Source organism: Halovibrio variabilis (genome assembly GCF_007991175.1).
In the GTDB taxonomy this organism is placed as follows: domain Bacteria; phylum Pseudomonadota; class Gammaproteobacteria; order Pseudomonadales; family Halomonadaceae; genus Vreelandella; species Vreelandella variabilis.
In genome coordinates this window covers 1-21,947 of sequence record NZ_BJXV01000017.1, presented here as the reverse complement: position 1 = coordinate 21,947, position 21,947 = coordinate 1, and the positions used below count along the sequence as shown (strand labels likewise).

Here is a 21,947-nt window from a genome sequence, read left to right as displayed (position 1 = left end):
GGGAGCAGCCCAGAGAAGGAAACCGGTACAGATAAGGCATCTGCACCGGTTTTGACGCTTAGTACTGGTAGCGCATTGTTAGCATGAAGTTACGTGGTTCACCATAATAGTTGTTGCGAGTTCTAGCTCTGACAGTTTCAAAATACTTCTTGTCTGTCAGGTTTTCTCCGGTCAGGGCGAAGTCCAGGTTACGATTGAGTCGATAGCCAATCAGGCCGGAGATTGTCGTGTATCCGCCTTGCTCCCAACGCGTGTCCCCGGCTTCGGCGAAGGTTTCACTTGAATAGTTGAGACCGGCGCCCACTCTCCAGCCTTGATCAGGGTTATCGGAGAATCGATAGCGAGTCCAGAGCTTAAGGTCATGCTCCGGCGTGTCGGTGGAAAGCGGTCTACCTTCCTGTACTGGGTCGTTGACTAGTTCTGTCTGGGTATAGGCATAGCCTGCTGAAATATCCCAGCGAGGCATCAGGCGGCCGGTGACCTCAAGCTCGAAGCCTTCACTTTCCGCTTCACCCTCGGCAACTGAAAAGCCCGGATTGTCCAGGTCAGTGATGCCGCGGTTTTTGTCGGTAATCTTGAACGTCGAGGCATGCCAGTTCAAGGCTCCGTTCATGTGCTCCCCCTTCAGCCCGAGCTCAACCTGCTGACCGGTGCGGGGGTCGAGGAAGTCGCCGTTCACCTGCTGCGAGCTCTGCGGCTGGAAAATTTCGGTGTAGCTGGCATAGGTTGAGACTTGATCGTTGATATCATAGATCAAGCCGACATAGGGCGTGAACTCGCTGTCGATCTCGAAGTTGTTGGTTGAATCCAGTTGGTCCTCTGATTCCCACCAGCTCACTTGGCCGCCTGCAATGAGAGTGGTGTCTTCAAGGACCGATAGTCTGAGCTGACTGTAGAGGCTGGTTTCCTGCGTCTCCAGATCCCGAGTTTGGTTGACGTCGAATGTGGGTTTCGGTGTGTTTGGATTGGGATTGGCCAAGTTGCGCTGAATGAACTGAGGATCGCCGGATCCGAATAAGGTTTCTTCCTCGGTGATCCTATGGCTGGCGCCGACCATTAGGTTGTGTGTCTTTCCTGCCAGCTCAAAAGGCGTGGAAAGCGTGGCATCGACGAAGCGATCTTGGCGTGGGTTGACGATGCGCCATTGCCAGATATCAATATCATCCGAGTTTGATGTAGGGATGCTGACGCCAGCGGTGCTTTGCTGTGTATCGGTTTCTCGATCAATATGGTTGGCGATAATACGAAAATTGCCTCCGTTATCAAGCTCATGCTCCAGCTCGGCGAAATAGCGCTCGATGCTTTCATCCTTCACGTCCCAGAGCGAGCCGTGATAGGTAGACCGATCAATGTCCAGTAACTGCCCATTGGCGAGTTGAGGGAGGCCATAATTGGGCCTGGATTCGCCTGATTGATCCATGAGACCGACGGATACGGTGGTGCTCGGAGTGATGTCGTATTCTAACGTTCCATACCCTGTGGTGTTTTCGGTATAGACATGGTCGATGAAATGGTTCCGATCATCATGTACGCCGACAAAGCGACCACGAAGTCGGCCGGACTCATCCAACGCTCCGGTAACATCGATTTCACCGCGATAGGCGTCGTGAGAGCCATATGATAGCGCCGTCTGAAAGCCGAACTCTTCCTGGGCGCGTTTGCGCGCCAGATTAACGGTACCACTGGGCTCACCTGAGCCCTGAATGAGCCCTGCCGGCCCTCGTAGGACTTCCACACGGTCCAGTACCGCAGTATCGAACATGGTGTCGGTTACGCCGATCGCGCTGTCGATGGGGGTGCCGTCGAGCAGCATGGTGTCAATTTCGTAGCCGCGCGAGAGGTAGACCGATGCGGTGGGGCCGAAGTCTCGTTTGGTGATGCCTGTGGTGCGTGTAAGGACGTCATCCAGCGTTGTCATATTCTGGTCGTTCATGCGCTCTCGGGTGATGACGCTGACAGATTGAGGTGTCTCTTTGAGTGACAGTCCTTGCTTACCTATGGTCACCCTGTTTGACGTGTAAGACCCTGTATCTTCGGTAGCAGGCTCAGAGATTGCTTCGCCTACTACCCTGACAACTGGCAAATCAGATGAGTCTTGGTCTGCTTCCTGAGCAAACGCCGAAGAGCTGCAGGCAGCTGCAGCAATAGCTGCCGTTAGCCACCGCTTGCGGAAAAGAGGTTGGTTCACGAATGTTCTCCTTGCATTAGGTTTGTGTCGATTTTATGTAAATACTAATTATTATTGTTTGTATTATGAATGGCTATAACCCGATGTCAACACTTTGTGAACACCGGGATTGGCCACTATGGCGCGGGGACTTCTTGCTTACAGGGAGCAGAGGTAGACAAGGCGGTTGTCTGATCTATTGCAGCACAAATCTCACTTGTCCGTGCCGCCAAAATCGACAGCAGGGTGTCGCTCAAGCCATGGGTGGGCTCGCAGCTGCCTTGCAGGAAAATAGCCGGTTTGAACTCAGGCTTGGTATAGAGCTGATAGTGGCGATTAACGGCAAAATCAGGCAGGTAGTCCGCCACTGAGGCCAGTAGCTGTTTATGGGTGTCGCGTACATAGCCGGTGGCTAACACCACTGCGTCGTAGCGGGTGACCTGCCGAATGGTGTCGACGGCGCTGTTTGAGCGGCTGGGGCAGTGCGCGGATCCAGTCGGCGCTCACCGAGCACAGCAACAATGTGGCGGTACTGTTCGTTAGCTTGCCGGTGATTTTGACCAATACGGTCATTGTAGTGGGGTGCTTGGGCTACCTGGCGATGCTCTCATGGCAGGTGTTCTTGTTTGCTTTAGGGGTGATTGGGCTGGGTGCTGTTGGCTACCATCTGGTGCACTTACGCGCTATTCATTACCTCCAGGATGCCTCGTCAGAGCAGGATCGCTTGTTTGGGCATTTCCGCGCGCTGACCGATGGGGCAAAAGAGCTACGCCTGCACCGGCGCAAGAGCCGGGTCTTTATGGATCAGATACTGGGGGAGTCGGTTGAAAGCGTGCGGCGGCTGCGCACCTATGGCATGTCGCTGTTCGTTATCTCGACCAGTTGGGGGCAGTTCCTGATGTACGCCTTTATTGGCCTGGTACTGTTTGTATTGGCGGGCGACGGGCCTAATCAAACCCATGTAATGACCGGTTTTGCCCTGGTGTTTGTATTTATGGTGACGCCCTTGGAAGGGTTGCTGATTAATATTCCGCGGATCAATATGGCGCGGGTAGCTGCTAGCCGAATTGATGACATCACACGCGAGATGCCCCATGGGCAGGAGCGGCAGGCGTCACCTCAGGTGCCTGATTTTCAACGGCTTGAGTTGCGCGACGTCACCCACCAGTACTACCACGAGCAGAGCGATGACTTCTTTGAGCTGGGGCCGATTAATCTGAGTTTTACGCCGGGGGAAGTGGTGTTTCTGGTGGGTGGCAACGGTAGCGGCAAGACCACGCTGGCCAAAGTGGTGGTGGGGCTTTACCCACCGGATGGTGGCGAGGTGTTGCTTAATGGCGAACGTGTTGAGGCGGATGACTGGGATGCCTACCGGCAGCTCTTCTCGGTGGTGTTCTCGGACTTCCATCTTTTCGAGCGCCTGTTGGAAGCGCCGCGGGAAGACCTCGACGAAGAGGGCAATCGCCTGCTGGCCAAGCTGCATTTGCAGCACAAGGTGCGCGTTGAGAACGGTGCGTTCACCACACAGGCGCTCTCCCAGGGGCAGCGCAAGCGGCTAGCGTTGGTGGTAGCCTACCTTGAAGATCGGCCGTTTTTGGTGTTTGACGAGTGGGCGGCGGATCAGGATCCGTTATTCAAAGAGGTATTCTACTGCGAGGTATTACCTGAGCTAAAACGCATGGGCAAAGCGGTGCTGGTGATTACCCACGATGACCGCTACTTCCACCTCGCGGATCGTTTGGTGAGGCTGGAGAGCGGCAAGCTGTTGGCGATAGAGCAGGTTGTTGGTGAGGAGGTGGTGTTAAAGACGGCTGAGGCTACATAGTTGATAGACGTGTAGCGTGGCTATACACTGCGCATATGATCAAGAGCTTTCGACACAAAGGCCTGCGCAAGTTCTTCGAAACCGGCTCAACTTCCGGTATTCAGGCCAAGCACGCGACCAAGTTGCAAATCCAGCTAACTGCGCTGGACAGTGCAAAGGGCCCTGAGGATATGAATGCACCCGGTTGGAAGCTGCATCCTTTGTCCCATAAGCTGAAAGGACACTGGTCTATCACTGTCAACGGGAACTGGCGGCTCACCTTCGCTTTCGAAGGCGAGGATGCCATCCTCGTTGATTATCAAGACTATCACTAGGAGGTCGCATGAATCGCATGCATAATCCCGCGCATCCTGGCGCTGTTTTGCGCGAGTACATTGGCGATATCTCTGTTACCCAGGCGGCCCAGCAGCTTGGCGTGACGCGTACTGCGCTATCGCGGATTCTGAACGGTAATGCCGGTATTTCTGCTGACATGGCATTGAGGCTTGAGCAAGCATTGGGTACCAGCGCCGAAATGTGGCTGGAAATGCAACTCAAGTATGAGCTATGGCAAGCGTCACAGCGTCCACGCTCTCAGGTCACTCCTCTTCACGCGGCGGGATGACAAAATTCCACTTGTTTCACTTTACCTTTGTCTATCACTGGCCCCCACCATACGCGCCAGTACCCGGTTTTTAAGCCAGAAGCGGTGAATCAGCGCCATCGCGATATGGCCGATGACCAACCCACATAGCAGCCACGAAAGTGGGCCGTGAAGAAGATCGGCGGGGGCGATCATCCAGGTGATGTCTCGTTCCGCTTCGGGCAGTAGCTCCATGCCATAAAAGCGCAGCGCCCCGCCACGGCCGTATTGGCGCAAAATGGCGAAAGCAGGCAGCCACAGCAGGAGCGCATAAAAAGTGATATGTACAAGGCGCGCTATGCGGCCACCCCATCCGAGCGGCTGCGGAGGACGCTGCTTGCGGTTGACCCATGCCCAGAAAAGGCGTGCCAGGCTCACTATCAAAATCATAAAACCTAACGAGCCATGAGGCCCAATGCTCGCCAAAAACAACGTGATAGCGTTTTCGCCCATTCCCCGCCAAGCCAGCAACACGGTAAATTGCAGTGTGATCAGTGCGGCGGTCAGCCAGTGCAACGCACGGCTTATGCGCCCGTAGTGGCTGGGTCTGTCTCGCCAGCCAATAGTCACTTGAGCTGGCTTGCTTATATGATCACTGTTTAACGCCGTGCTGTTTGCTGCTTCTTTAGCCATTAGACTTACCCTGACGCCAGTAGCCCATGCTGGTGACGTACTGTTTGGGGAGCCCGCACTCGTTAACCAGGTAGCGGCGCAGTTTCATGGCGACCTTGGTTTCAGCGGCGATCCAGGCGTAGAAGGGCGCGCTGTCGTCAAGAGTGGCGGATTCCCAGAGGGGGGCATTTTCATCCTGGCTTAGTTCATCCTCGCCTTGTTCATCTTCACTGCCATTGCTGACGGTCGAAGGGTTGCCCCTTAGTGCGACAATCTCTTGTTGTAAATCGATATCGCGCAGCGCTCTCATCAATAGTTCACCGTGTTGGCAGCTGGGTTCGGCATCGCGCGCCAGCCAGCGCAGTTTGGCGGCCTGGGGCAGCGGCTGAACGTCGTCGCTGCGGGGTACTTCGATCAGCGCTTCGACCCTGGGTTTGAGAGGCAGGTCATCAAGGATTTCCAGAATACCGGCGGCGGCGGGGAGGGCGGTTTCATCGGCGATGATCAGAATACGGCGCACGCCCTGGGGTGGCTTCCACTCGTAACCCAGCTTTGGGCCTTCCGCATTGGCGTCGGGGGCTGTCATGGCCAGGCGGTCGCCGGGGCGGGCGTGCATTGCCCAGCGCGAGGCGGGGCCATTGTCGCCGTGGAGCACAAATTCAACGTCTACCTCGGCCTTCTCCGGCCGCAGAGCGCGAATGGTATAGGTACGTGCAGAGGGCCGCTGGGCATTTGGTAGTGCGCGATAGGCGCCGTACCAGTCGTGCTCTTCCAGCTTGGCGATCTCAAACAGCGGGTCGAGGCTGCCACCGCCTTCGGGAAAGAACAGTTTGACGCGCTGATCCGGAGCATAGGTTGCCATATGGCCAACGTCTGGGCCCGTAAAGGTAAACCTGACTAACGAGGCGCTGACTTGGGTGCGCCGGGCGAGGGTGATATCGAAAAGCTGGTAGCTCGGTTTGGCTGCCATGGTGTGGGTCTCCTTTACGTGTGCATAAATCAAGGAGTCAATTGTAGTGCTAATTATTATCATTTAGAATCGTTGTCAATAATTCAATCATTAACCTCTAGAACATAGTAAGGCTAAGACAATGATTCTGCTGCCTATCACATCCTGCTTGGCGAACGGCACGGCCACCACAAAAGGGGGCCCGCTATGCTAGGTGCCGCGCAAGTTGCCCAACGAGTGGGGGGCATGTCGCCCGCGAAAGCCTGCCTATTGCTTAGCCTGCCGATGGTGGTGCTATTTTGGATTGGCCTGCAGGGCCAAGGCGGTTTTGCGCTGGGTTTGCAGGCGTTAGTGGCGCCTTCCTTTGAGAACGTTGACGAGCTACTGCTCTACTACGCCTGGTGGCCACGCCTCTCGATCGCACTGCTCGCCGGGGGCGGTTTGGGGCTGGCGGGTGTACTCATGCAGCAGGTGCTGCGCAACCCCTTGGCTTCGCCCACCACCCTGGGGGTGGCGTCGGGCGCTAATTTGGCGTTGATGACCGCCACGTTAATGGCCCCTGGCTTATTAGTGGTGGGGCGCGAATGGGTGGCTTTGCTGGGTGGCGCGCTGGCGGTGGGGCTGGTTTTCCTGCTTTCCTGGCGGCGCGGTTTGGCCCCTATTGTGGTGGTGCTGGCGGGCCTGGTCGTCAATTTGTACCTGGGGGCGCTCTCTACCGCGCTTTTGCTGTTTAACCACGAGGCGCTCTCCGGGCTGCTGATTTGGGGCGCGGGGTCGCTGGCGCAAAACGGTTGGGACGGGGTGGCGGTGCTCTGGCCACGGCTGGCAATTAGCTGCGTCGCCGCCTGGTTCTTGCTGCGCCCTCTGGCGGTGCTGGAGCTGGACGATGCCAGTGCCAAGAGCCTGGGGGTCTCGCTTGCCTATTTACGTTTTGCGGGCATGGGACTGGCGGTGTTTATTACCGGCAGCATTGTCAGCGTGGTGGGCATCATTGGCTTTATCGGCCTGGCCGCACCCAACATTGTGCGTATGGCCGGGGCTCGCCGGTTAGGCCCACGGCTATTATGGTCGACCCTGTTGGGGGCGGTGCTGCTGGCCACCACGGATCTGCTGCTGCAGCAGTTTGGGGGCATGGTGGCGGCCTTTATTCCTACCGGGGCGATTACCGGTGCCCTGGGGGCGCCACTGTTAATGTGGCTGATTCCACGCCTGAAGCTTCAGGGTGACAAGCCACCGCAGGGGGCGGGCGTTTTCGCCCATCGTCACCCGGCGCCTTCTCGATTGGCGGGTGGCCTAATCCTCGCGCTACTGGGTGCCACGTTGCTTGGCTTGCTGTTTGGCCAGGGCGTTGATGGCTGGTATTGGCTCGCGCCCAATAACTGGAACGTGATGCAGTGGCGCCTGCCTCGAGTAATGGCGGCCGCCGCCAGCGGCTTAATGCTGGCGATTGCCGGGACGATTCTACAGCGTCTTTCCGCTAACCCCATGGCCAGCCCCGAAGTGCTGGGTATTAGCGGTGGTTGTGCCATTGCACTGATTCTGGGGATTTTTCTGCTGCCTGCGCCCACTAATATGATGCTGATTGGCGTTGGAACGTTAGGTGCTTTCGCGACGTTAGTGGTGCTAGTGGGCATCAACCGCAAGAGCGGTTATCTCCCCGAGCGCTTGTTGCTCACCGGGGTGGCGGTCAGTGCGCTGTTTGACGCCGTGCGCAGCGTGATGCTGGCAGGCGGCGACCCCCGCGGCCAGCAGGTGATCGCCTGGCTGGCGGGGTCTACCTATTACGTGGATATCACCAATGCCGTGGTGGTCGGGGGCATTGCGGCGGTATTGGCGCTGGTCACGCTTCCCTTTACCCGTTGGCTGGATATTATGCCGTTAGGCGCAGCGACGTCCAAGGCGCTTGGGGTCACCCTAAACCGTGCCCGCTTGGCGTTGCTGTTACTGGTGGCGCTGCTCACTGCCTGTGCCACTTTGGTGGTCGGGCCGCTATCATTTATTGGCCTGCTGGCGCCCCATATGGCGCGCTTGGTCGGCTTCTCCCGTGCGGGTCAGCATCTGCTGGGCGCGGCGCTAATCGGTATGCTGCTGATGGTGCTGGCGGACTGGGTAGGCCGTCAGATTATTTTCCCCTACGAGATACCGGCAGGCTTGGTCGCCTCCCTGATTGGCGGCGCTTACTTTATGTGGGGGCTGCGGCGGCTATGAGTAACGTGGCGACCAAACCGAGGGAGCTTTTGGCAACGGTGGATCCTGCGGAGGCGTTATTGGCGCTTTACCGTCAGCCGCCGCTGGATAAAATGAAGGCCCCCGTGTTTGGTCAGCCTAGTGAGCCGACGCTGGCGGCCTCTGCGCTGCTGGATCAAGACGTCCTAAGCGAGCAGCTGGCGCGCTACGGCCGTGTCCATGGAGACGATGCCGACCGCAAAGCCGTCGCTTCAATCTGGTCGAAATTTCATTTCAGCAGTGTCTCGATCCCGACGCTGGTGGCCAATCTGTTATTGGGTTACGACCTGCCGGTGGGTGGGAATGAGCTGCGGCTGGCGCTTGGCGACAAAGGCCAGACCGCGCGTATCTGGCTGCCTCACGGTGGCGTGCCGCTGGCCTCTCAAGCGCCCCAGGCGCGATTCAGTCGCCTGTTCGATGACCACTGTGCACCGCTCATTGAGACGCTGGCCGTGGTCTCCGGGCTTTCTGAAAAGGTGTTCTGGAGCAACCTTGGCCACTATGTGGAGTTCGTGGGGCAGACCTGCTCGCAGCACCCGGCATTTGCTGGCGCGGGTGAGCCGCTGCTGGATTATCTCGCCACCAAGACGCTCCCTGACGGGCGTCGCAACCCGCTCTATCAACCGGTACGCTATCTGGAACTGGGTGGCGAAACGCCCGCTCGGGTAAGGCGGTTGTGCTGCATCAAATATCGGCTACCCGGCGAGCCCCTGTGCGGCGGCTGCCCGCTGAAACCTGAAAACAAGCCGGCCAAGCGTCGGCGCTAACCCCGAATCGCCAAGGAGCCCTATTCATGGAGTTGTTGAGGATTGTCTGGCGTGATTACCGCTGGCCATTTGTGGCCGTGGTGGTGCTCAGTCTGGTAAGCGCTGGTCTTGGCATTGGGGTCATTGCCTATATCAATGAACGGATGCTGGGCACCTTCGCCGACCCTTGGCGAATCCTGCCGGAATTTCTGGGTCTGGTGGCGCTGCTGCTGGCGATCACCCTGGCCTCGCAGTTAGCCTTGACCACCTTGGGCCATCACTTCGTTTATCGGCTGCGGGGGCAGTTGATTAAACGCATTCTGGATACCGATATCGAACGTATCGAGCAGATCGGCAGCGCGCGTTTGCTGGCCAGCTTATCCAGCGATGTGCGCTATATCACCGTCGCCTTTGTGCGCTTGCCAGAGCTGGTGCAGGGGGGCGTATTGACGGCGGGTGTCACTGTTTATTTGGCTTGGCTCTCGCCTGCCATGCTGGCCGTCACAGCGCTGTGGGTGATTGTTACGATCCTGGTGGGAATGCGCTTGGTAGCGAAGGTTTATCGGCATATGGCCAAGCTGCGCGATTCTGAAGATCGCCTCTACGCGGATTACCAGTCGGTGATTGAGGGGCGTAAAGAGCTGGCGCTCAACCGCGACCGTGCCGAGTGGCTCTACCGCGACGTTTATACGCCCAACGCCAAAGAGTATCGGCACCAGATTATTCGCGGCGATACCTACCATCTTAGCGCCGTGAACTGGTTCAATATCATGATGCTGGGCGCCATCGGTGTGGTGTTTTTCCTGGCCAACGGCCTGGGCTGGTCGTCGGCCCAGGTGGCGACTACCTTCTCGCTTACGCTGCTATTTTTGCGCGCACCGCTGATTCAAGCCATTGGCGCCTTTCCGCCGTTGATTAACGCGCGGGTGGCGTTCGAAAAAATCAGCGCATTAGATTTAGCAGAACATCGCGAAACCTTTGACATCGGCGCCCAGCGCCACGACTGGCAAGTGCTGGCGCTGGATCAGGTCACCTATCGATACCCCGCTGAAGAGGCGCGGTCGGGCTTTGCCATTGGCCCTCTCGACCTGACCTTGAAGCGTGGCGAGGTGGTGTTTCTGATTGGTGGTAACGGCAGTGGTAAATCGACCCTGGCAAGGCTATTAACCGGGCTTTATCAGCCCCAGAGCGGTTATGTTCGCGTCGATGGCAGGCCGTTGCAGGAGGCGGACTGGACAACCTATCGCCAGCACATTTCGGCTATTTATACCGATCTGCACCTGTTTGATCGCTTGATTGGGCCTGCGGGGGAGTCTCCGGACCCCGCGCTGATGGAGGAGTGGCTGGCGGCACTGGGCATGCACAGCAAGCTCGACTTTGACGGCGACCGGGTTACCAACGCCAATCTTTCACAAGGGCAGCGCAAACGCCTGGCGATGCTGTTGGCGGTGGCCGAGCAGCGCGACCTGCTGCTGCTGGACGAGTGGGCCGCCGACCAGGATCCTCAGTTCCGGCGGGTGTTCTACCGCGAGCTACTGCCCCAGCTTCGCGCGCTGGGCAAAACGCTGGTGGTGATCAGCCATGACGACCACTACTTCGATCAGGCCGACCGCCTGCTGGAAATGCGCGGCGGGCAGCTCTATGAGTTGACCGGGGAGGAGCGCAAAGCAGCCAGCCGCGATGCGGTGGCAAGGGTGAATGGGTGAAAGCGTGATGGCTAACCAGCAATCAGCCGAAACAACGGCTTATCATACCGGCTGTCGGGACTCACTCGGCCAGCTCTATCACCACCATCAACCCTGGTTGCAGCAGTGGCTGAGCCGGCGGCTGGGCTGTGGCGAGTCGGCGGCTGATCTGGCCCAGGACGCCTTTGTGCGTTTGCTGCAAACGCCGCGCCATCTGGATAGTTTCGATGGGGCCAGGGCCTATCTGAGCCGTATGGCCAAGGGGCTGTGCGTGGATCATTGGCGCCGTCTGGATATCGAAAAAGCCTGGCAAGACGCCCTGGCCGCCCGCGCTGAATCACACCTGCCTTCCGTCGAACACCAGCAGATCGTGATCGAGACGCTATGCGAGATCGACCGCATGCTGGCGCGGCTGCCTGAAAAGGTGGCGACTGCTTTCCTGGCTTCGCAACTGCAGGGCAAACCCTATCGGCAGATTGCCGAGGAACTGGGGGTTTCTGAGCGCATGGTCAAGAAGTACATGGCCCAGGCCATGCTGCAGTGTGCGTTGATTGAAGCCGGTTTCGAGGCCAGCCTCTAAATGGCCTCTGCCGTTCGCCCCGATGACGCCGCCAAGCGCCGCGCCTTGGCCCAGGCCGCCGAGTGGTTTGCTGAGTGGCAAGCGGGGGAGATGTCGGCAACTGAGCGTCAACGTTGGCAGGTTTGGCATGATGCCAGCGACACCCACCGCTGGGCCTGGCAACAGGTGGAAGGTGTCAGCCGACGTTTTACCACCCACCTGGATGAGGCGGAGCGGCACACCGCCGACCAGGTCATCAGCTCGGCGCGGCATCGGCGGCAGGGGCGGTGGCATCTGCTGAGTGGGCTCTCTAGCCTGGCAATCGTGGCTGTGTTGGTAGGGCTCTCCTGGCAGTGGACACCCTTGCCGCAATGGGTGGCCTACTGGGGCGCCGACTATCGCTCCGCCACCGGCGAAATTTCCCGCATCGAACTGGAGGATGGCACCCAGGTATGGCTAAGCAGCGCCTCGGCATTGGACGTCGACTACGACCAGGAGCGGCGCCGACTGCAACTGGTGGCAGGTGAAGTGCTGATTAAGACCGGTAAAGACCCCGAACGCCCCTTTTACCTGGATACCCGAAGCGCGCGGTTGACCCCCTTGGGCACCCGCTTCAGCGTGCGCCAACGCCAGGCCGACGAACTGCTGGCGGTGTTCGAAGGCGCGGTGGCTATTCAGACCCTTGGCGATGCCGACCATGCTGGCCAACGCCAGGTGGTCGACGCTGGGCAGCAGGCCAGCTATGCCGCTAACGGTATTGGCGAACTCAACCCCGCCGACGGTAGCCGAGCCGCCTGGGCCAACGGGGTGTTGTTGGCCGAAAATATGTCGTTGAGGACCTTCGCAACGGAGCTAAGCCAGCATCACCACGGCCGATTAGAGGTCGACCCGGCGGTGGCGAATCTCACGCTGCTCGGCGCTTTCCCGCTTGACGATCTGGAGCGCACCTTGAACATGGTCGAGACCACGTTGCCGGTGAAGGTGCGCAAAGTCATGCCCTGGTGGATCAAGATCGAGGCGGCCGGGGCAGAGCGCGAATAAAACGAGCCAAGAATAAAAGAAAAAAGCGCTTTTCCGGTTCCCTTTTTCCGCGCTGGTTCGATTCCCCTATATAAGCAGCCAAAAACCATCTGCAAGGGGAATCGAAATGCCGCAACAACGTACCGCGTTACAACCATCACTAACCGTTACTCGTCAGCTCCCACGGCGTCGCCGCGCCCTCGCGCTGGCGGTACACCTCGCCGCCGCCTGTTTGCTAGCCACGCCGCTGTTATCGCTACCCGCCATGGCGCAAACCAACCAACAGCAAACACGCCAGTACGATATCCCCGCAGGCCCGGTCAGCACGGTGCTCAACCGCTTCGCTGCTGAATCAGGTGTTTTTATCAGCGGCGCTGGCGAGTTGGGGCAAGGGCGGCAAAGTCCTGGGTTGCAGGGGCAGTACAACGTTGATGAAGGACTGGAGCGGCTGCTGAGTGGTACAAGCCTGAGAGCCGTACGGCAGGGGGATGGTACTTATCGGTTGGAAGAGCGGCCAGATGGTGTGGCGCTGTCGACGGTTGAGGTGACAGGAGCACGTCTGCCCTACGGCATGACCGAGAACAGTAATTCCTATACAAGTGAAAGCGCTACTATCGGGTTGTTTTCGCAGTCAGTTAAGGAAACGCCTCAGTCCGTTAGTGTCGTGACGCGGGAAAAATTGGATGACCAAAAGACGACCTCACTGGCTGAGGCCATGCGTAACGTCACTGGCGTCACTGTGAACGAATACGGGGGGAATCAGTACACAATCAAGGCGCGTGGCTATAATATCGACTCCTTTCTTATGGATGGTAGCCCGGTTCAGAGTGTCGGCTCCGCTTGGCAAAGTGCCGGCGTATTTGATACAGCGTTGCTTGACCGTATAGAAGTGCTTCGTGGGCCCGCAGGTATTCTCCATGGATCTGGCCAACCCAGCGGCACCATCAACTTAGTGCGCAAGCGTGCCCTAGGAGAAAGCCAGGCCTCGGTTTCCCTTTCCGCCGGCTCTGATGACGCTTACCGGAGTGTTGTCGACGTTACTGGCGCGCTAGATAGCGAAGGACGAGTTCGCGGTCGCTTTGTTGGTGTCTACGATGATAGAAACTCTTTTATTGACCACGTCTACTCAGAGAACCAGATAGGCTATGGCACGCTTGAGTTTGACTTATCCCCCGACACGACACTGTCAATGGGTGTAACTTTACAAGATGAAGAGTTCCGTCCTCACTCAGGACTGCCTATCTACAGTGATGGCACATTACCTAATGTAGACCGCTCTACCTACCTCGGATCCGACTGGGACAAACAGGCTGGAGACGCGCAGCGTTACTTCCTTGAACTTGAACATCGCCTCGCAAATGGCGGTGAGATTACATTTCAGGCAAACCGACTGGATCGTGATGCAAGTTTGAAGAAAAGTAGCGAGGGTGATCTCACCACCGTCGAAAAAGATAGCGGTGATTTTATGATTCGTCAGATCGCGTGGGATACTGTGCAACAGGCTGATCACATCGAAGCTCAAGTTAGAACGCCATTTCAATTAACTGGAGTAACCCATGAAGCAGTGCTAGGTGCGAGTTACCAGAATAGTGATCGGGATAGTGAATGGGCCTACGGCGATCCAAAATACCTTCCCCAGAATCTGTTTGATCCAGAGTATGGTCGCGCAGAACCAAATTTCGAAACCACCCCAGGAAGATCGAAGTTCAGCACAAAACAATACGCCGCTTATGGTCAAGCGCGCTTCAATATTATCGATGACTTCACTATTGCACTTGGTGGTCGAGTCAATTGGTGGGAAACAGATAATTTTATTATTGACGGAGATAGTGGTACCGAGTTTATTCCCTACGCTGGCTTGATCTATCGGCTTAACGAAGAAATTAATCTATACACGAGTTACACTGGCATTTTCGAGCCACAAACGGCGAATAGCAGCGATGGCGACCCGATCGATCCAAGAGAAGGCGAACAGTACGAGGTCGGCATTAAGGGTTCCCATGCTGGAGGCGACTTAAACTGGCATGCTGCAGTTTTTCGTATTGAAGACACCAACCGCGCCTATACGGATCCTAATAACCCAGGTTTTTCAATTCCCATTGGCGAAGCCAAGAGTGAGGGCCTTGAGCTGGAGGTCAGCGGTCAGCTAATGCCCCGTTGGGATCTGAGTGCGGGCTATGCCTATACACAAACTGAGTACGTAAGGGATGCTAGCTCAGAAGGCCTCACACTTTCGCCGGATACGCCGGAACATAACTTCAATCTGTGGTCACGCTACCGCTTTAGCGATAATCCTAATCAGGGCTGGCGAGTGGGTGCCGGGATAAATACGGTCAGCAGTGTTTATGCCGAAAGCTTAGGTTTTCGTATCGAACATGGGGGCTATACCACTGTTTCAGCCATGGCTGGTTATCGCGTCAATGAGAGCTTGGACATTTCTTTAAATGGCAACAATCTAACTGATAAAGAGTATTACTCTGCAGTGCGGGGGATTACTAGACACAACTATTACGGTGCACCACGTAATTTCATGCTAACAATGAAGTATGACTTCTAAAAAGCCAGCATTTTAGTGCTCAATATATTTCTAAGCAAGCATTTTACTCAGCCTCACCTTAGTGGGGCTGAGTTAGTTCAAAAAGCAAGGCCATGAAAATGCAGGTTGCCGGTCTATCTTACACTATATTTCCATAAAGGAGTTCGCTATGTTTATTTTCCCACTTATGTTTAGATTCTTGCGTACTCTGCCTTTCATGCTGATACTTTCCTTGAACACCAGTTCAGCACTGGCTGCTTCAGCACCACCATCCATTGCGGTTTTCGATTGGACTACCGCGGAAGCGCTTATTGCACTTAATCCTCCTGGTTCTGTGCTTATGGGTAATATTACGGTGTTTCACACATGGACCGGCAATGAATATGCACATGCGGATGTTACTGATATCGGAACACCATCATTTCCCAACCTAGAGCTGTTAAGCAGTATTAATCCGAGTCGAATGCTTCTTGCACCTCGTCATACCCGGATGAAAGCTGTATTAGATAATATTGTAACTTCCAACGTGATCCAGTCCTACCCATATACTAACAATAGTAGCGATGATCTATGGTCAAGGTTCGATGCCTTTGTTCTTGAAATGGGTGAACTGTCAGGACGAAGAGCCGCAGCAGAAAAGTTGATTATAAATACTCAATCTAAATTGGAATCCCTTAAAAATAAGCTGGAACCTCAGCCTCCTTTATTAGTCGTCCAATTAATAACTGAGCAATATGTTCGCGTATACGGTGATAACAGTATATTTCAGGGAGTGCTGCTGCGATTAGGCCTTCGCAATGCATGGACAGGAGAGACTGATCGATGGGGACGCTCACTGGTAAGTATCAGGGAGCTCTTCAATATTCACCTCGAAGACGCGAGACTGGTCGTGATGGAAAGTGCATTCCCTGCAGGCATAGAAAACAATATCGAAACAAGTGGTATGTGGCGTTATCTTCCCAGCGTTCAGCGGGGTGATTATGTCGTTTTACCATCTACTTTTTGGATAGCCGGCGTTCATCCCTCCGCCCTCCGCTTCGCCGAGGCTCTGGTTGAGGCACTGGAGACGCCCGCCGAGCCCTAATAGGGCCTATTACTTAAATGATTCGATACCGCCAACATATTTGTAATGATACGTATTATCACTTATTGTTTGCCTCTGGTGTGGCCCACTCCTTGGGGCATTTGGCATAGGCAATCAATGGCAACGGGCGATGGTATCGATAAAGCAGCAGGGTAGGCGCGAGGCTCCTTTCGACGCGCTCTATCATAATCACCACAGTTGGCTGCGGCGCTGGCTGAGCGCCAAGCTGGGCTGTTCCCACACCGCTGCGGATCTCGCTCACGATACTTACCTACGTATACTGGCGCGGGGCACTACGCCAGCACCGGAGCAGTCGCGGCGTTTTCTAACTCAGATCGCCAAGGGGTTAGTGATCGATCACTATCGCCGTCGGCGTATTGAAACCGCCTATCTTGATGCCCTGAGCCTGCTCCCGGAACCCATGGCGCCTTCGCCAGAGGAGCAAGCACTTACTATCGAGGCATTAGTCGAGATTGATGCGCTATTGCATGGCTTACCCGACAAGCCACGCCGGGCTTTTTTTATGTGCCGCCTGGATGGCCGGAGCTACCAGGAAATCGCTGACGCCTTGGAGGTGTCGGTTTCATCGGTGGAGAAGTACATCGCCAAGGCGCTGCTGGTGTGCCATCAGGCCATGCATGAATCTCAACCCTAAGCGAGCCGATGCCATGAGCCGACCATCCGCCAACGCCTCCCAAGAGACGCCTTCTCGAGAAACCATCTCCCCTGCTGTTCTGGAGCAGGCCAGCCTGTGGATGGCAAGGCTATGGAGCGACGACGCCACCGACGCTCAGCGCAAGGCCTGCCTGCAATGGCGGCAAGCCGCACCGGAGCACGAACGTGCCTGGCAGCAGCTTCAGGCTATCGACGGTCGATTGGGAACGTTGCCGCGCCATGCGGCGCGCAGTGAGTTATTCGAGGCCTCCTCGCAGGTCTCCAGGCGTCATCTACTGCAGTGGGGCGGCGTTGCGCTGCTCGCAGGCGGCCTGGGCTTTGGGCTGCCGCGCACGCCTCAATGGCAGCGCCAGTTTGCCGACTACGCGACCGGCATTGGCGAGATGCGTGACGTGACGTTGAGCGATGGCACTCAACTGCGCCTGGATACCGATACCGCCATCGACGTCAGCTTCGATGGCCATCAACGGCGACTCCATCTTCTGCGTGGCGGGGTGCTGATTACCACCTCTAAAACCCCGGATGCCCGCACGTTCAGCGTGATGACGCGAGAAGGGCTTTCTTATCCGTTGGGCACCCGCTTCAGCGTGCAGCAGCATAGCGATAGCACCCACGTAGCGGTTTTCGAGGGGCGGGTGGCCCTGGAGCGGCGGAGAAGTGCCAAGCGGACGACGTTGGATGCCGGCCAGCAAGCCGCCATGAGTGCCGAGCGGGTGACCTCGCCCGAACCGCTAGACACGACCGAACTGGCACGCTTTGAGGGACGGTTGGTGGCGGAGAGCATGCGGGTGATCGAAGTACTCGATACCTTGAAGCGCTACCGCCATGGGGTGTTGCGCTGCGCGCCGGAGGTGGCTGACCGGCGGGTGAGCGGTGTGTTCTCCCTCGAAGATACCGACCGCGCCCTGGCAAGCCTCGCCGATGCCTTGTCGCTGGAACTGGTTTACCGCACGCCGCTATGGGTGACTCTTAAGCCGCGCAGCGGTGGACAGAAATAAAGTGGGAAAATTTCCATAAAATATTGAGGGATTCTCGTTCTCGTTCGGAATAGAGGATGTAGACATAAAAAATACATCACTCAACGGGGATCTTCATGACGACGCAGCAAGCGCACTCCCGCTTTATCCGTACGCCCTTGGCGCGAGCCATTCAATACGGCCTGCTGGCCAGTTGCCTGGCAGGTGGACTGCCCGCCACGGCGCTCGCCCAACAAGCCACAGGGCAGGACAGCACCGCTCAGCAAAGCTATTCCATCGACGCTGGACAACTCGACACTGCGCTTAACCGGTTTGCGGTCAGTGCAGGTATCGAGATTGCCTTTGATGCATCGCTAACCAGCGGTAAGCAGACCAATGGCCTGCAGGGGCAGTACAGTGTTGATGAAGGGTTGCAGCGCTTGCTGGCGGGTACTGGGCTTGCACCAGTGCGTCGTGCTGATGGTAGTTATCGGCTGGAGGAGCGGCCCGAAGATGTGAATCTTTCTACGATGCGGGTGGAAGCCGACTGGATGCAGGAAACAGCCTACGGGCCAGTGCAGGGTATTGCCGCCACTCGCAGTGCAACAGGCACCAAAACCGATACACCAATTATTGAAACGCCACAGTCTATCTCAGTGGTCAGCAGTCAAGAATTCCGCAATTATGGTGCGCGGAACGTTAACCAAGCGCTAGGCTATACGGCGGGCGTGGCAAACTCTTATGGCGGGGGAGGTGCTGATACAACTCATGACAGCATGATGGTTCGCGGCTTCAGTGTGCATACCGGTTACCGAGATGGCAGCAAATATCAAGCCAATACCTTTGATGGACAGCAGGAACTGTATGGACTGGAACGGCTGGAGGTACTTAAGGGGCCATCTTCGATCCTCTATGGTGTGGCTGCACCCGGTGGCATGATCAACGCCGTCAGTAAACGCCCTACCAGCGAGCCCTTGCGCGAAGTTAACCTCCAAGTAGGCAGTTTTGATCGGCGTCAAGTCTCTGCAGACTTTTCCGACTCCTTGGATCAAGAGGGTGAGTTTTCCTACCGTTTAACCATGCTACGCCGCGAAAGCGACACCTTTATCGACCATGTGCCCGATGATCGCACTTACATCGCACCTGCTTTTAAGTGGCAACCTAACGCGGATACCTCGCTGACCCTACTCAGCGAGTATCAACGAGACGAGACGACTTATGTCTATGGGCTCCCCGCAAACGGCACCATCCTACCCAACCCTAACGGTGATATACCTCGGGAGCGGTTCGTTGGCGAACCCGGCTTCGATGACTACGATAACGAAAGCTACTCCCTTGGCTATTTGTTCGAGCACGATTTCTCCAATAACTTGAAATTGCGCCATAATTTGCGCAGCTTCCATTCTGATAGAGACTATGACCTTACTAGTATTGTTCAGAGTCCTGAGAGTTCCGCTGGACGCCTTTATTCCAGAACTGCATTTGATCGGCGTGATGCCTCCAGGGCACTCTCTTCCGATACGTCCTTGCAGTATGACTGGGGAGACGAAGCGACTGAAAACACCACTCTGGTCGGTCTCGACTATGTTCGCCAACGTCACGAAACCGAGCGTTACCAGCAAACCGTCCCTTCCCTAGATATCTATAATCCTATTTATGGAAGCGGCGAACTAGGTGAGAGTGTTCCTCTTCCCTACTCCCTAGTCAACCACAAAGAGCAGGTGGGCCTGTATCTTCAGAACCAGATGAAGATTGCCGATAAATGGGTGTTCATGCTGGGTGGGCGTCAGGATTGGACGGACACCGAATCTTCGCGATACTTCGATCCTTCTCAAGGATCGCAGCAGGACGACAATGCTTTCACCGGCCGTGTCGGGTTCGTTTACTTAGCCGATAATGGATTTGCTCCCTTCGCCAGTTTCAGCCAATCTTTCGAGGTAGCTACTGGTGCCGACCGAAGTGGCAATCAATTCGAACCCACCCAAGGTGAACAGTATGAACTTGGTATCCGTTTTCAACCAGACGGTTGGGATACTCTGTTAACCGCTACCGCCTATGAATTGACTCAGGAAAACATGCTAGTAACTGATCCGGTGGATACCAGCTTCCAAGTACAAATGGGCGAGGTGCGTTCTCGCGGCGTTGAGTTAGAAGCTAAAACACAGATAGGACTTAATGCCAATTTGGTCGCGGCCTATGCATATACCGATGCGCGTACAACGAAAAGTAGCCCGGCTACTCCCGACAAAGTCGGCGAGCGAACCGGTCAAGCGCCCTATAATCAATTCTCATTATGGGGTGATTACCGCTTTGGCAATTTCGGTTTACCTAGCCTGAAGTTGGGTGCTGGCGTACGTTATGTTGGCTCAACCCTTCCTAACGCCTATCTTGATGGAGAAGTCCCTGATTTTACCCTTTTTGACGCCATGGTCAGCTATGAGACTGGCCCGTGGCTATTATCGTTAAATGCGACTAACTTGACAGACGAAATTTATATCGAGTCCTGCACTTACGCTTGTTACTATGGAGAACCTCGCAGTATCGTCGGCACGGCCTCCTATCAGTGGTGATCATTACGTATGTAATACCTCATTGCAAAATGCGATAACGAGGCAACACGCTTAGATAAATCCATCTGCTAGTCTCGCGCATAAAAGATCATCGGCCAGATCAATATCTGGCCGGTGTTCTTTTTGCTAATAGCCAATCTTACCCGGTAAGACTGGATGCTTAAAAATCATCATGTCTTCTCTTTTTATACGCAAAACACAGGCAAAATTGTGAAACATAAAAATAACCTTTTTTGTCGCTCTATACGCTATAAAAAAATTGCCTTATCGGTTGCCCTACTAATCAGTTTATTGATTAGCAACGTTGCGATGGCAAACGATGATGGCAACTCAGCTCCTATAGCGGCCTTTGATTTCGCAATTGCCGAAACACTCACCGCGATTGGTCACCCTTCTGGATTTTTATCAGGTCTCACAGAGTACGAGAGATATTTACGTCTGGATGGCATCATCTCTGACGCGACTAATCTTGGTGGTCGTCGCTTTCCTAATTTTGAGCTTCTTGCAAGCCTCTCACTGCAGCATATTCTGATCTCTCCTCCCTTCCATGCCAATTTAGTACCCAGGCTTAGAGAAATTGCTGATGTTAAGGAGTACCCAATTTATAATTTTTCCGATAGTGATAATGGTCATAACCATTGGGAAATAGTAGAGGAATTGACTCGTCAGCTCGGTATTCTAGTCAATGATCCTGTCGCATCGGAGCACTATATTAAGCAAACAAATCACCACTTTGACAACTTAAAAAGTCAGCTTAATAGCATCAACTCATCTCTACTGATCGTACGTCTAGTTGATGATCGTCATGCCCGTGTTTTTGGCAAAGGAAGCGTTGAAGGTATGGTGCTAAGTCGCCTTGGCCTCAAGAACGCTTGGCAGAATGATATGGGTCAGTGGGGAATGACAGCTGTTAGCGCAAGCTCTCTCTTTAAGACCGATGCTAAAATCATATTTATTGAAAGCTCCTACGACCGCGTTGGAGGCCGGAGGCAACTACTCTCTGATGGCCAGTGGCGGCACTTGCCAAGTGTAAAACAAGACAACTATGTAATTCTACCGCTCAACTATTGGCATTGGGGAGGATTCCCCTCTGCCCTCCGCTTCGCTGAGGCCCTTGTCGAGGCACTGGAGGCACCCGCTGAGCCTCAGCCCGTTGGTACATCGCATCACTGAGTAGCTGTGTGATTTCCCATTTCATAAGAAAAACTAATGCCCCATTAGCAGGATGATTTTTAGTTATCAGTGCTGCCCATTATCTTAGTGACAGATCAATCAACACGACGCTAATTCTGACGCTGGGAGCGGGGCAATGTGGGAGCGGGGCAATGTGGGAGAGTTATATCACCGGATTAGTGGTGTGCGGCGGCATTATCATGGCGATTGGGGCGCAGAACGCCTACATCCTGGGGCTGGCGATTCGCCGCGAGTACCACTGGTGGTCGGCGGGTCTTTGCATAAGCGCGGATATTATCCTGCTTACGGCGGGCATGTTTGGCGTAAGCGCTTTCCTGCTGACGATGCCCAGCGCTATGGAGGTAATGCGCTGGGTGGGTGTGGTGTTTTTGAGCTGGCTGGCGGCGCAGGCGTTGTTTAGAGCCGTTAGCGGGCGGCAGGGGCTAAGCGCCGAAGCGGGCAAGGCGCGCAGTTTAACCAAAGTGATTTTCGCGACCCTTGCTGTGACCGTGCTCAATCCTCAGGTCTACCTGGACACGCTG

Annotated in this window: 19 protein-coding genes; 15 read left to right on the top strand and 4 right to left on the bottom strand. The window is 55.6% G+C overall.

Going from position 1 to position 21,947, the window contains the following annotated elements:
• Positions 1–58: 58 nt before the first annotated feature.
• On the bottom strand, positions 59–2,188 hold the full coding sequence (locus HVA01_RS14090; RefSeq protein ID WP_146876049.1) for a TonB-dependent siderophore receptor: 2,130 nt from the start codon (positions 2,186–2,188) through the stop codon (positions 59–61).
• 116 nt (positions 2,189–2,304) lie between these two features.
• Positions 2,305–2,586, bottom strand: coding sequence for a hypothetical protein (locus HVA01_RS14085; RefSeq protein WP_246129645.1), 282 nt, complete (start codon positions 2,584–2,586; stop codon positions 2,305–2,307).
• A gap of 47 nt (positions 2,587–2,633) precedes the next feature.
• On the opposite strand from HVA01_RS14085, the gene HVA01_RS14080 reads away from it, so the two are divergent.
• From HVA01_RS14080 to HVA01_RS14070, 3 genes are read left to right on the top strand one after another with little or no spacing between them, the layout of a single operon-like run.
• A complete protein-coding gene (locus tag HVA01_RS14080; RefSeq protein WP_218031557.1) occupies positions 2,634–3,992 on the top strand; it encodes a cyclic peptide export ABC transporter in 1,359 nt (452 codons plus the stop codon).
• 35 nt (positions 3,993–4,027) lie between these two features.
• Positions 4,028–4,306, top strand: coding sequence for a type II toxin-antitoxin system RelE/ParE family toxin (locus HVA01_RS14075; protein WP_146876048.1), 279 nt, complete (start codon positions 4,028–4,030; stop codon positions 4,304–4,306).
• A gap of 8 nt (positions 4,307–4,314) precedes the next feature.
• Entirely contained in the window at positions 4,315–4,596 is a 282-nt protein-coding gene (locus tag HVA01_RS14070) for a HigA family addiction module antitoxin (protein ID WP_146876047.1), read from the top strand.
• Between the two features lie 21 nt (positions 4,597–4,617).
• Here HVA01_RS14070 and HVA01_RS14065 read toward each other — a convergent pair whose 3' ends face one another.
• Positions 4,618–5,247, bottom strand: coding sequence for a cytochrome b (locus tag HVA01_RS14065; RefSeq protein WP_146876046.1), 630 nt, complete (start codon positions 5,245–5,247; stop codon positions 4,618–4,620).
• Complete coding sequence (locus HVA01_RS14060) at positions 5,240–6,196, bottom strand: siderophore-interacting protein (RefSeq protein ID WP_146876045.1); 957 nt, start codon at positions 6,194–6,196, stop codon at positions 5,240–5,242. Before HVA01_RS14060 ends, HVA01_RS14065 begins: the two co-directional genes overlap by 8 nt.
• A gap of 186 nt (positions 6,197–6,382) precedes the next feature.
• Here HVA01_RS14060 and fhuB point away from each other — a divergent pair, with 186 nt between their 5' ends.
• The 12 genes from fhuB to HVA01_RS14000 form a co-directional block, all read left to right on the top strand.
• Positions 6,383–8,383 (top strand): Fe(3+)-hydroxamate ABC transporter permease FhuB, encoded by a 2,001-nt coding sequence (gene fhuB, locus HVA01_RS14055; protein WP_146876044.1) that lies wholly within the window; start codon positions 6,383–6,385, stop codon positions 8,381–8,383.
• Positions 8,380–9,168, top strand: a complete 789-nt coding sequence (gene fhuF / locus HVA01_RS14050) for a siderophore-iron reductase FhuF (protein WP_146876043.1) — start codon at positions 8,380–8,382, stop codon at positions 9,166–9,168. The genes fhuB and fhuF overlap by 4 nt, the downstream gene beginning before the upstream one ends.
• Positions 9,169–9,194: 26 nt before the next feature.
• On the top strand, positions 9,195–10,853 hold the full coding sequence (locus HVA01_RS14045; RefSeq protein WP_146876042.1) for a multidrug ABC transporter permease/ATP-binding protein: 1,659 nt from the start codon (positions 9,195–9,197) through the stop codon (positions 10,851–10,853).
• Between the two features lie 7 nt (positions 10,854–10,860).
• Complete coding sequence (locus HVA01_RS14040; RefSeq protein ID WP_371860154.1) at positions 10,861–11,412, top strand: sigma-70 family RNA polymerase sigma factor; 552 nt, start codon at positions 10,861–10,863, stop codon at positions 11,410–11,412.
• On the top strand, positions 11,413–12,432 hold the full coding sequence (locus HVA01_RS14035) for a FecR domain-containing protein (protein WP_146876041.1): 1,020 nt from the start codon (positions 11,413–11,415) through the stop codon (positions 12,430–12,432).
• Positions 12,433–12,538: 106 nt separating this feature from the next.
• Entirely contained in the window at positions 12,539–14,968 is a 2,430-nt protein-coding gene (locus tag HVA01_RS14030) for a TonB-dependent siderophore receptor (RefSeq protein WP_146876040.1), read from the top strand.
• A 148-nt stretch (positions 14,969–15,116) separates the two neighbouring features.
• On the top strand, positions 15,117–16,031 hold the full coding sequence (locus HVA01_RS14025) for an ABC transporter substrate-binding protein (protein ID WP_146876039.1): 915 nt from the start codon (positions 15,117–15,119) through the stop codon (positions 16,029–16,031).
• Positions 16,032–16,161: 130 nt separating this feature from the next.
• Positions 16,162–16,686: a sigma-70 family RNA polymerase sigma factor gene (locus tag HVA01_RS14020; protein WP_146876038.1), complete on the top strand. Its 525-nt coding sequence runs from the start codon at positions 16,162–16,164 to the stop codon at positions 16,684–16,686.
• A 13-nt stretch (positions 16,687–16,699) separates the two neighbouring features.
• On the top strand, positions 16,700–17,704 hold the full coding sequence (locus HVA01_RS14015; protein WP_246129643.1) for a FecR domain-containing protein: 1,005 nt from the start codon (positions 16,700–16,702) through the stop codon (positions 17,702–17,704).
• A gap of 95 nt (positions 17,705–17,799) precedes the next feature.
• A complete protein-coding gene (locus HVA01_RS14010) occupies positions 17,800–20,232 on the top strand; it encodes a TonB-dependent siderophore receptor (protein WP_146876036.1) in 2,433 nt (810 codons plus the stop codon).
• A 156-nt stretch (positions 20,233–20,388) separates the two neighbouring features.
• Positions 20,389–21,405 carry an ABC transporter substrate-binding protein gene (locus tag HVA01_RS14005; protein ID WP_146876035.1) on the top strand — a complete coding sequence of 339 codons (1,017 nt, stop codon included), beginning with the start codon at positions 20,389–20,391 and terminating at the stop codon, positions 21,403–21,405.
• Positions 21,406–21,557: 152 nt separating this feature from the next.
• Positions 21,558–21,947, top strand: a 390-nt coding sequence (locus HVA01_RS14000) for a LysE/ArgO family amino acid transporter (protein WP_170243521.1), incomplete at its 3' end; no start/stop codon positions are given.

Excerpts from the sequence above, each read along its gene's own strand:
- HVA01_RS14075 (WP_146876048.1), top strand. The coding sequence starts at position 4,028 with ATGATCAAGAGCTTTCGACACAAAGGCCTGCGCAAGTTCTTCGAAACC.
- HVA01_RS14070 (WP_146876047.1), top strand. The coding sequence starts at position 4,315 with ATGAATCGCATGCATAATCCCGCGCATCCTGGCGCTGTTTTGCGCGAG.
- HVA01_RS14065 (WP_146876046.1), bottom strand. The coding sequence starts at position 5,247 with ATGGCTAAAGAAGCAGCAAACAGCACGGCGTTAAACAGTGATCATATA.
- HVA01_RS14060 (WP_146876045.1), bottom strand. The coding sequence starts at position 6,196 with ATGGCAGCCAAACCGAGCTACCAGCTTTTCGATATCACCCTCGCCCGG.
- fhuB (WP_146876044.1), top strand. The coding sequence starts at position 6,383 with ATGCTAGGTGCCGCGCAAGTTGCCCAACGAGTGGGGGGCATGTCGCCC.
- fhuF (WP_146876043.1), top strand. The coding sequence starts at position 8,380 with ATGAGTAACGTGGCGACCAAACCGAGGGAGCTTTTGGCAACGGTGGAT.
- HVA01_RS14045 (WP_146876042.1), top strand. The coding sequence starts at position 9,195 with ATGGAGTTGTTGAGGATTGTCTGGCGTGATTACCGCTGGCCATTTGTG.
- HVA01_RS14040 (WP_371860154.1), top strand. The coding sequence starts at position 10,861 with ATGGCTAACCAGCAATCAGCCGAAACAACGGCTTATCATACCGGCTGT.
- HVA01_RS14035 (WP_146876041.1), top strand. The coding sequence starts at position 11,413 with ATGGCCTCTGCCGTTCGCCCCGATGACGCCGCCAAGCGCCGCGCCTTG.
- HVA01_RS14030 (WP_146876040.1), top strand. The coding sequence starts at position 12,539 with ATGCCGCAACAACGTACCGCGTTACAACCATCACTAACCGTTACTCGT.
- HVA01_RS14025 (WP_146876039.1), top strand. The coding sequence starts at position 15,117 with ATGTTTATTTTCCCACTTATGTTTAGATTCTTGCGTACTCTGCCTTTC.
- HVA01_RS14020 (WP_146876038.1), top strand. The coding sequence starts at position 16,162 with ATGGTATCGATAAAGCAGCAGGGTAGGCGCGAGGCTCCTTTCGACGCG.
- HVA01_RS14015 (WP_246129643.1), top strand. The coding sequence starts at position 16,700 with ATGAGCCGACCATCCGCCAACGCCTCCCAAGAGACGCCTTCTCGAGAA.
- HVA01_RS14010 (WP_146876036.1), top strand. The coding sequence starts at position 17,800 with ATGACGACGCAGCAAGCGCACTCCCGCTTTATCCGTACGCCCTTGGCG.
- HVA01_RS14005 (WP_146876035.1), top strand. The coding sequence starts at position 20,389 with ATGCTTAAAAATCATCATGTCTTCTCTTTTTATACGCAAAACACAGGC.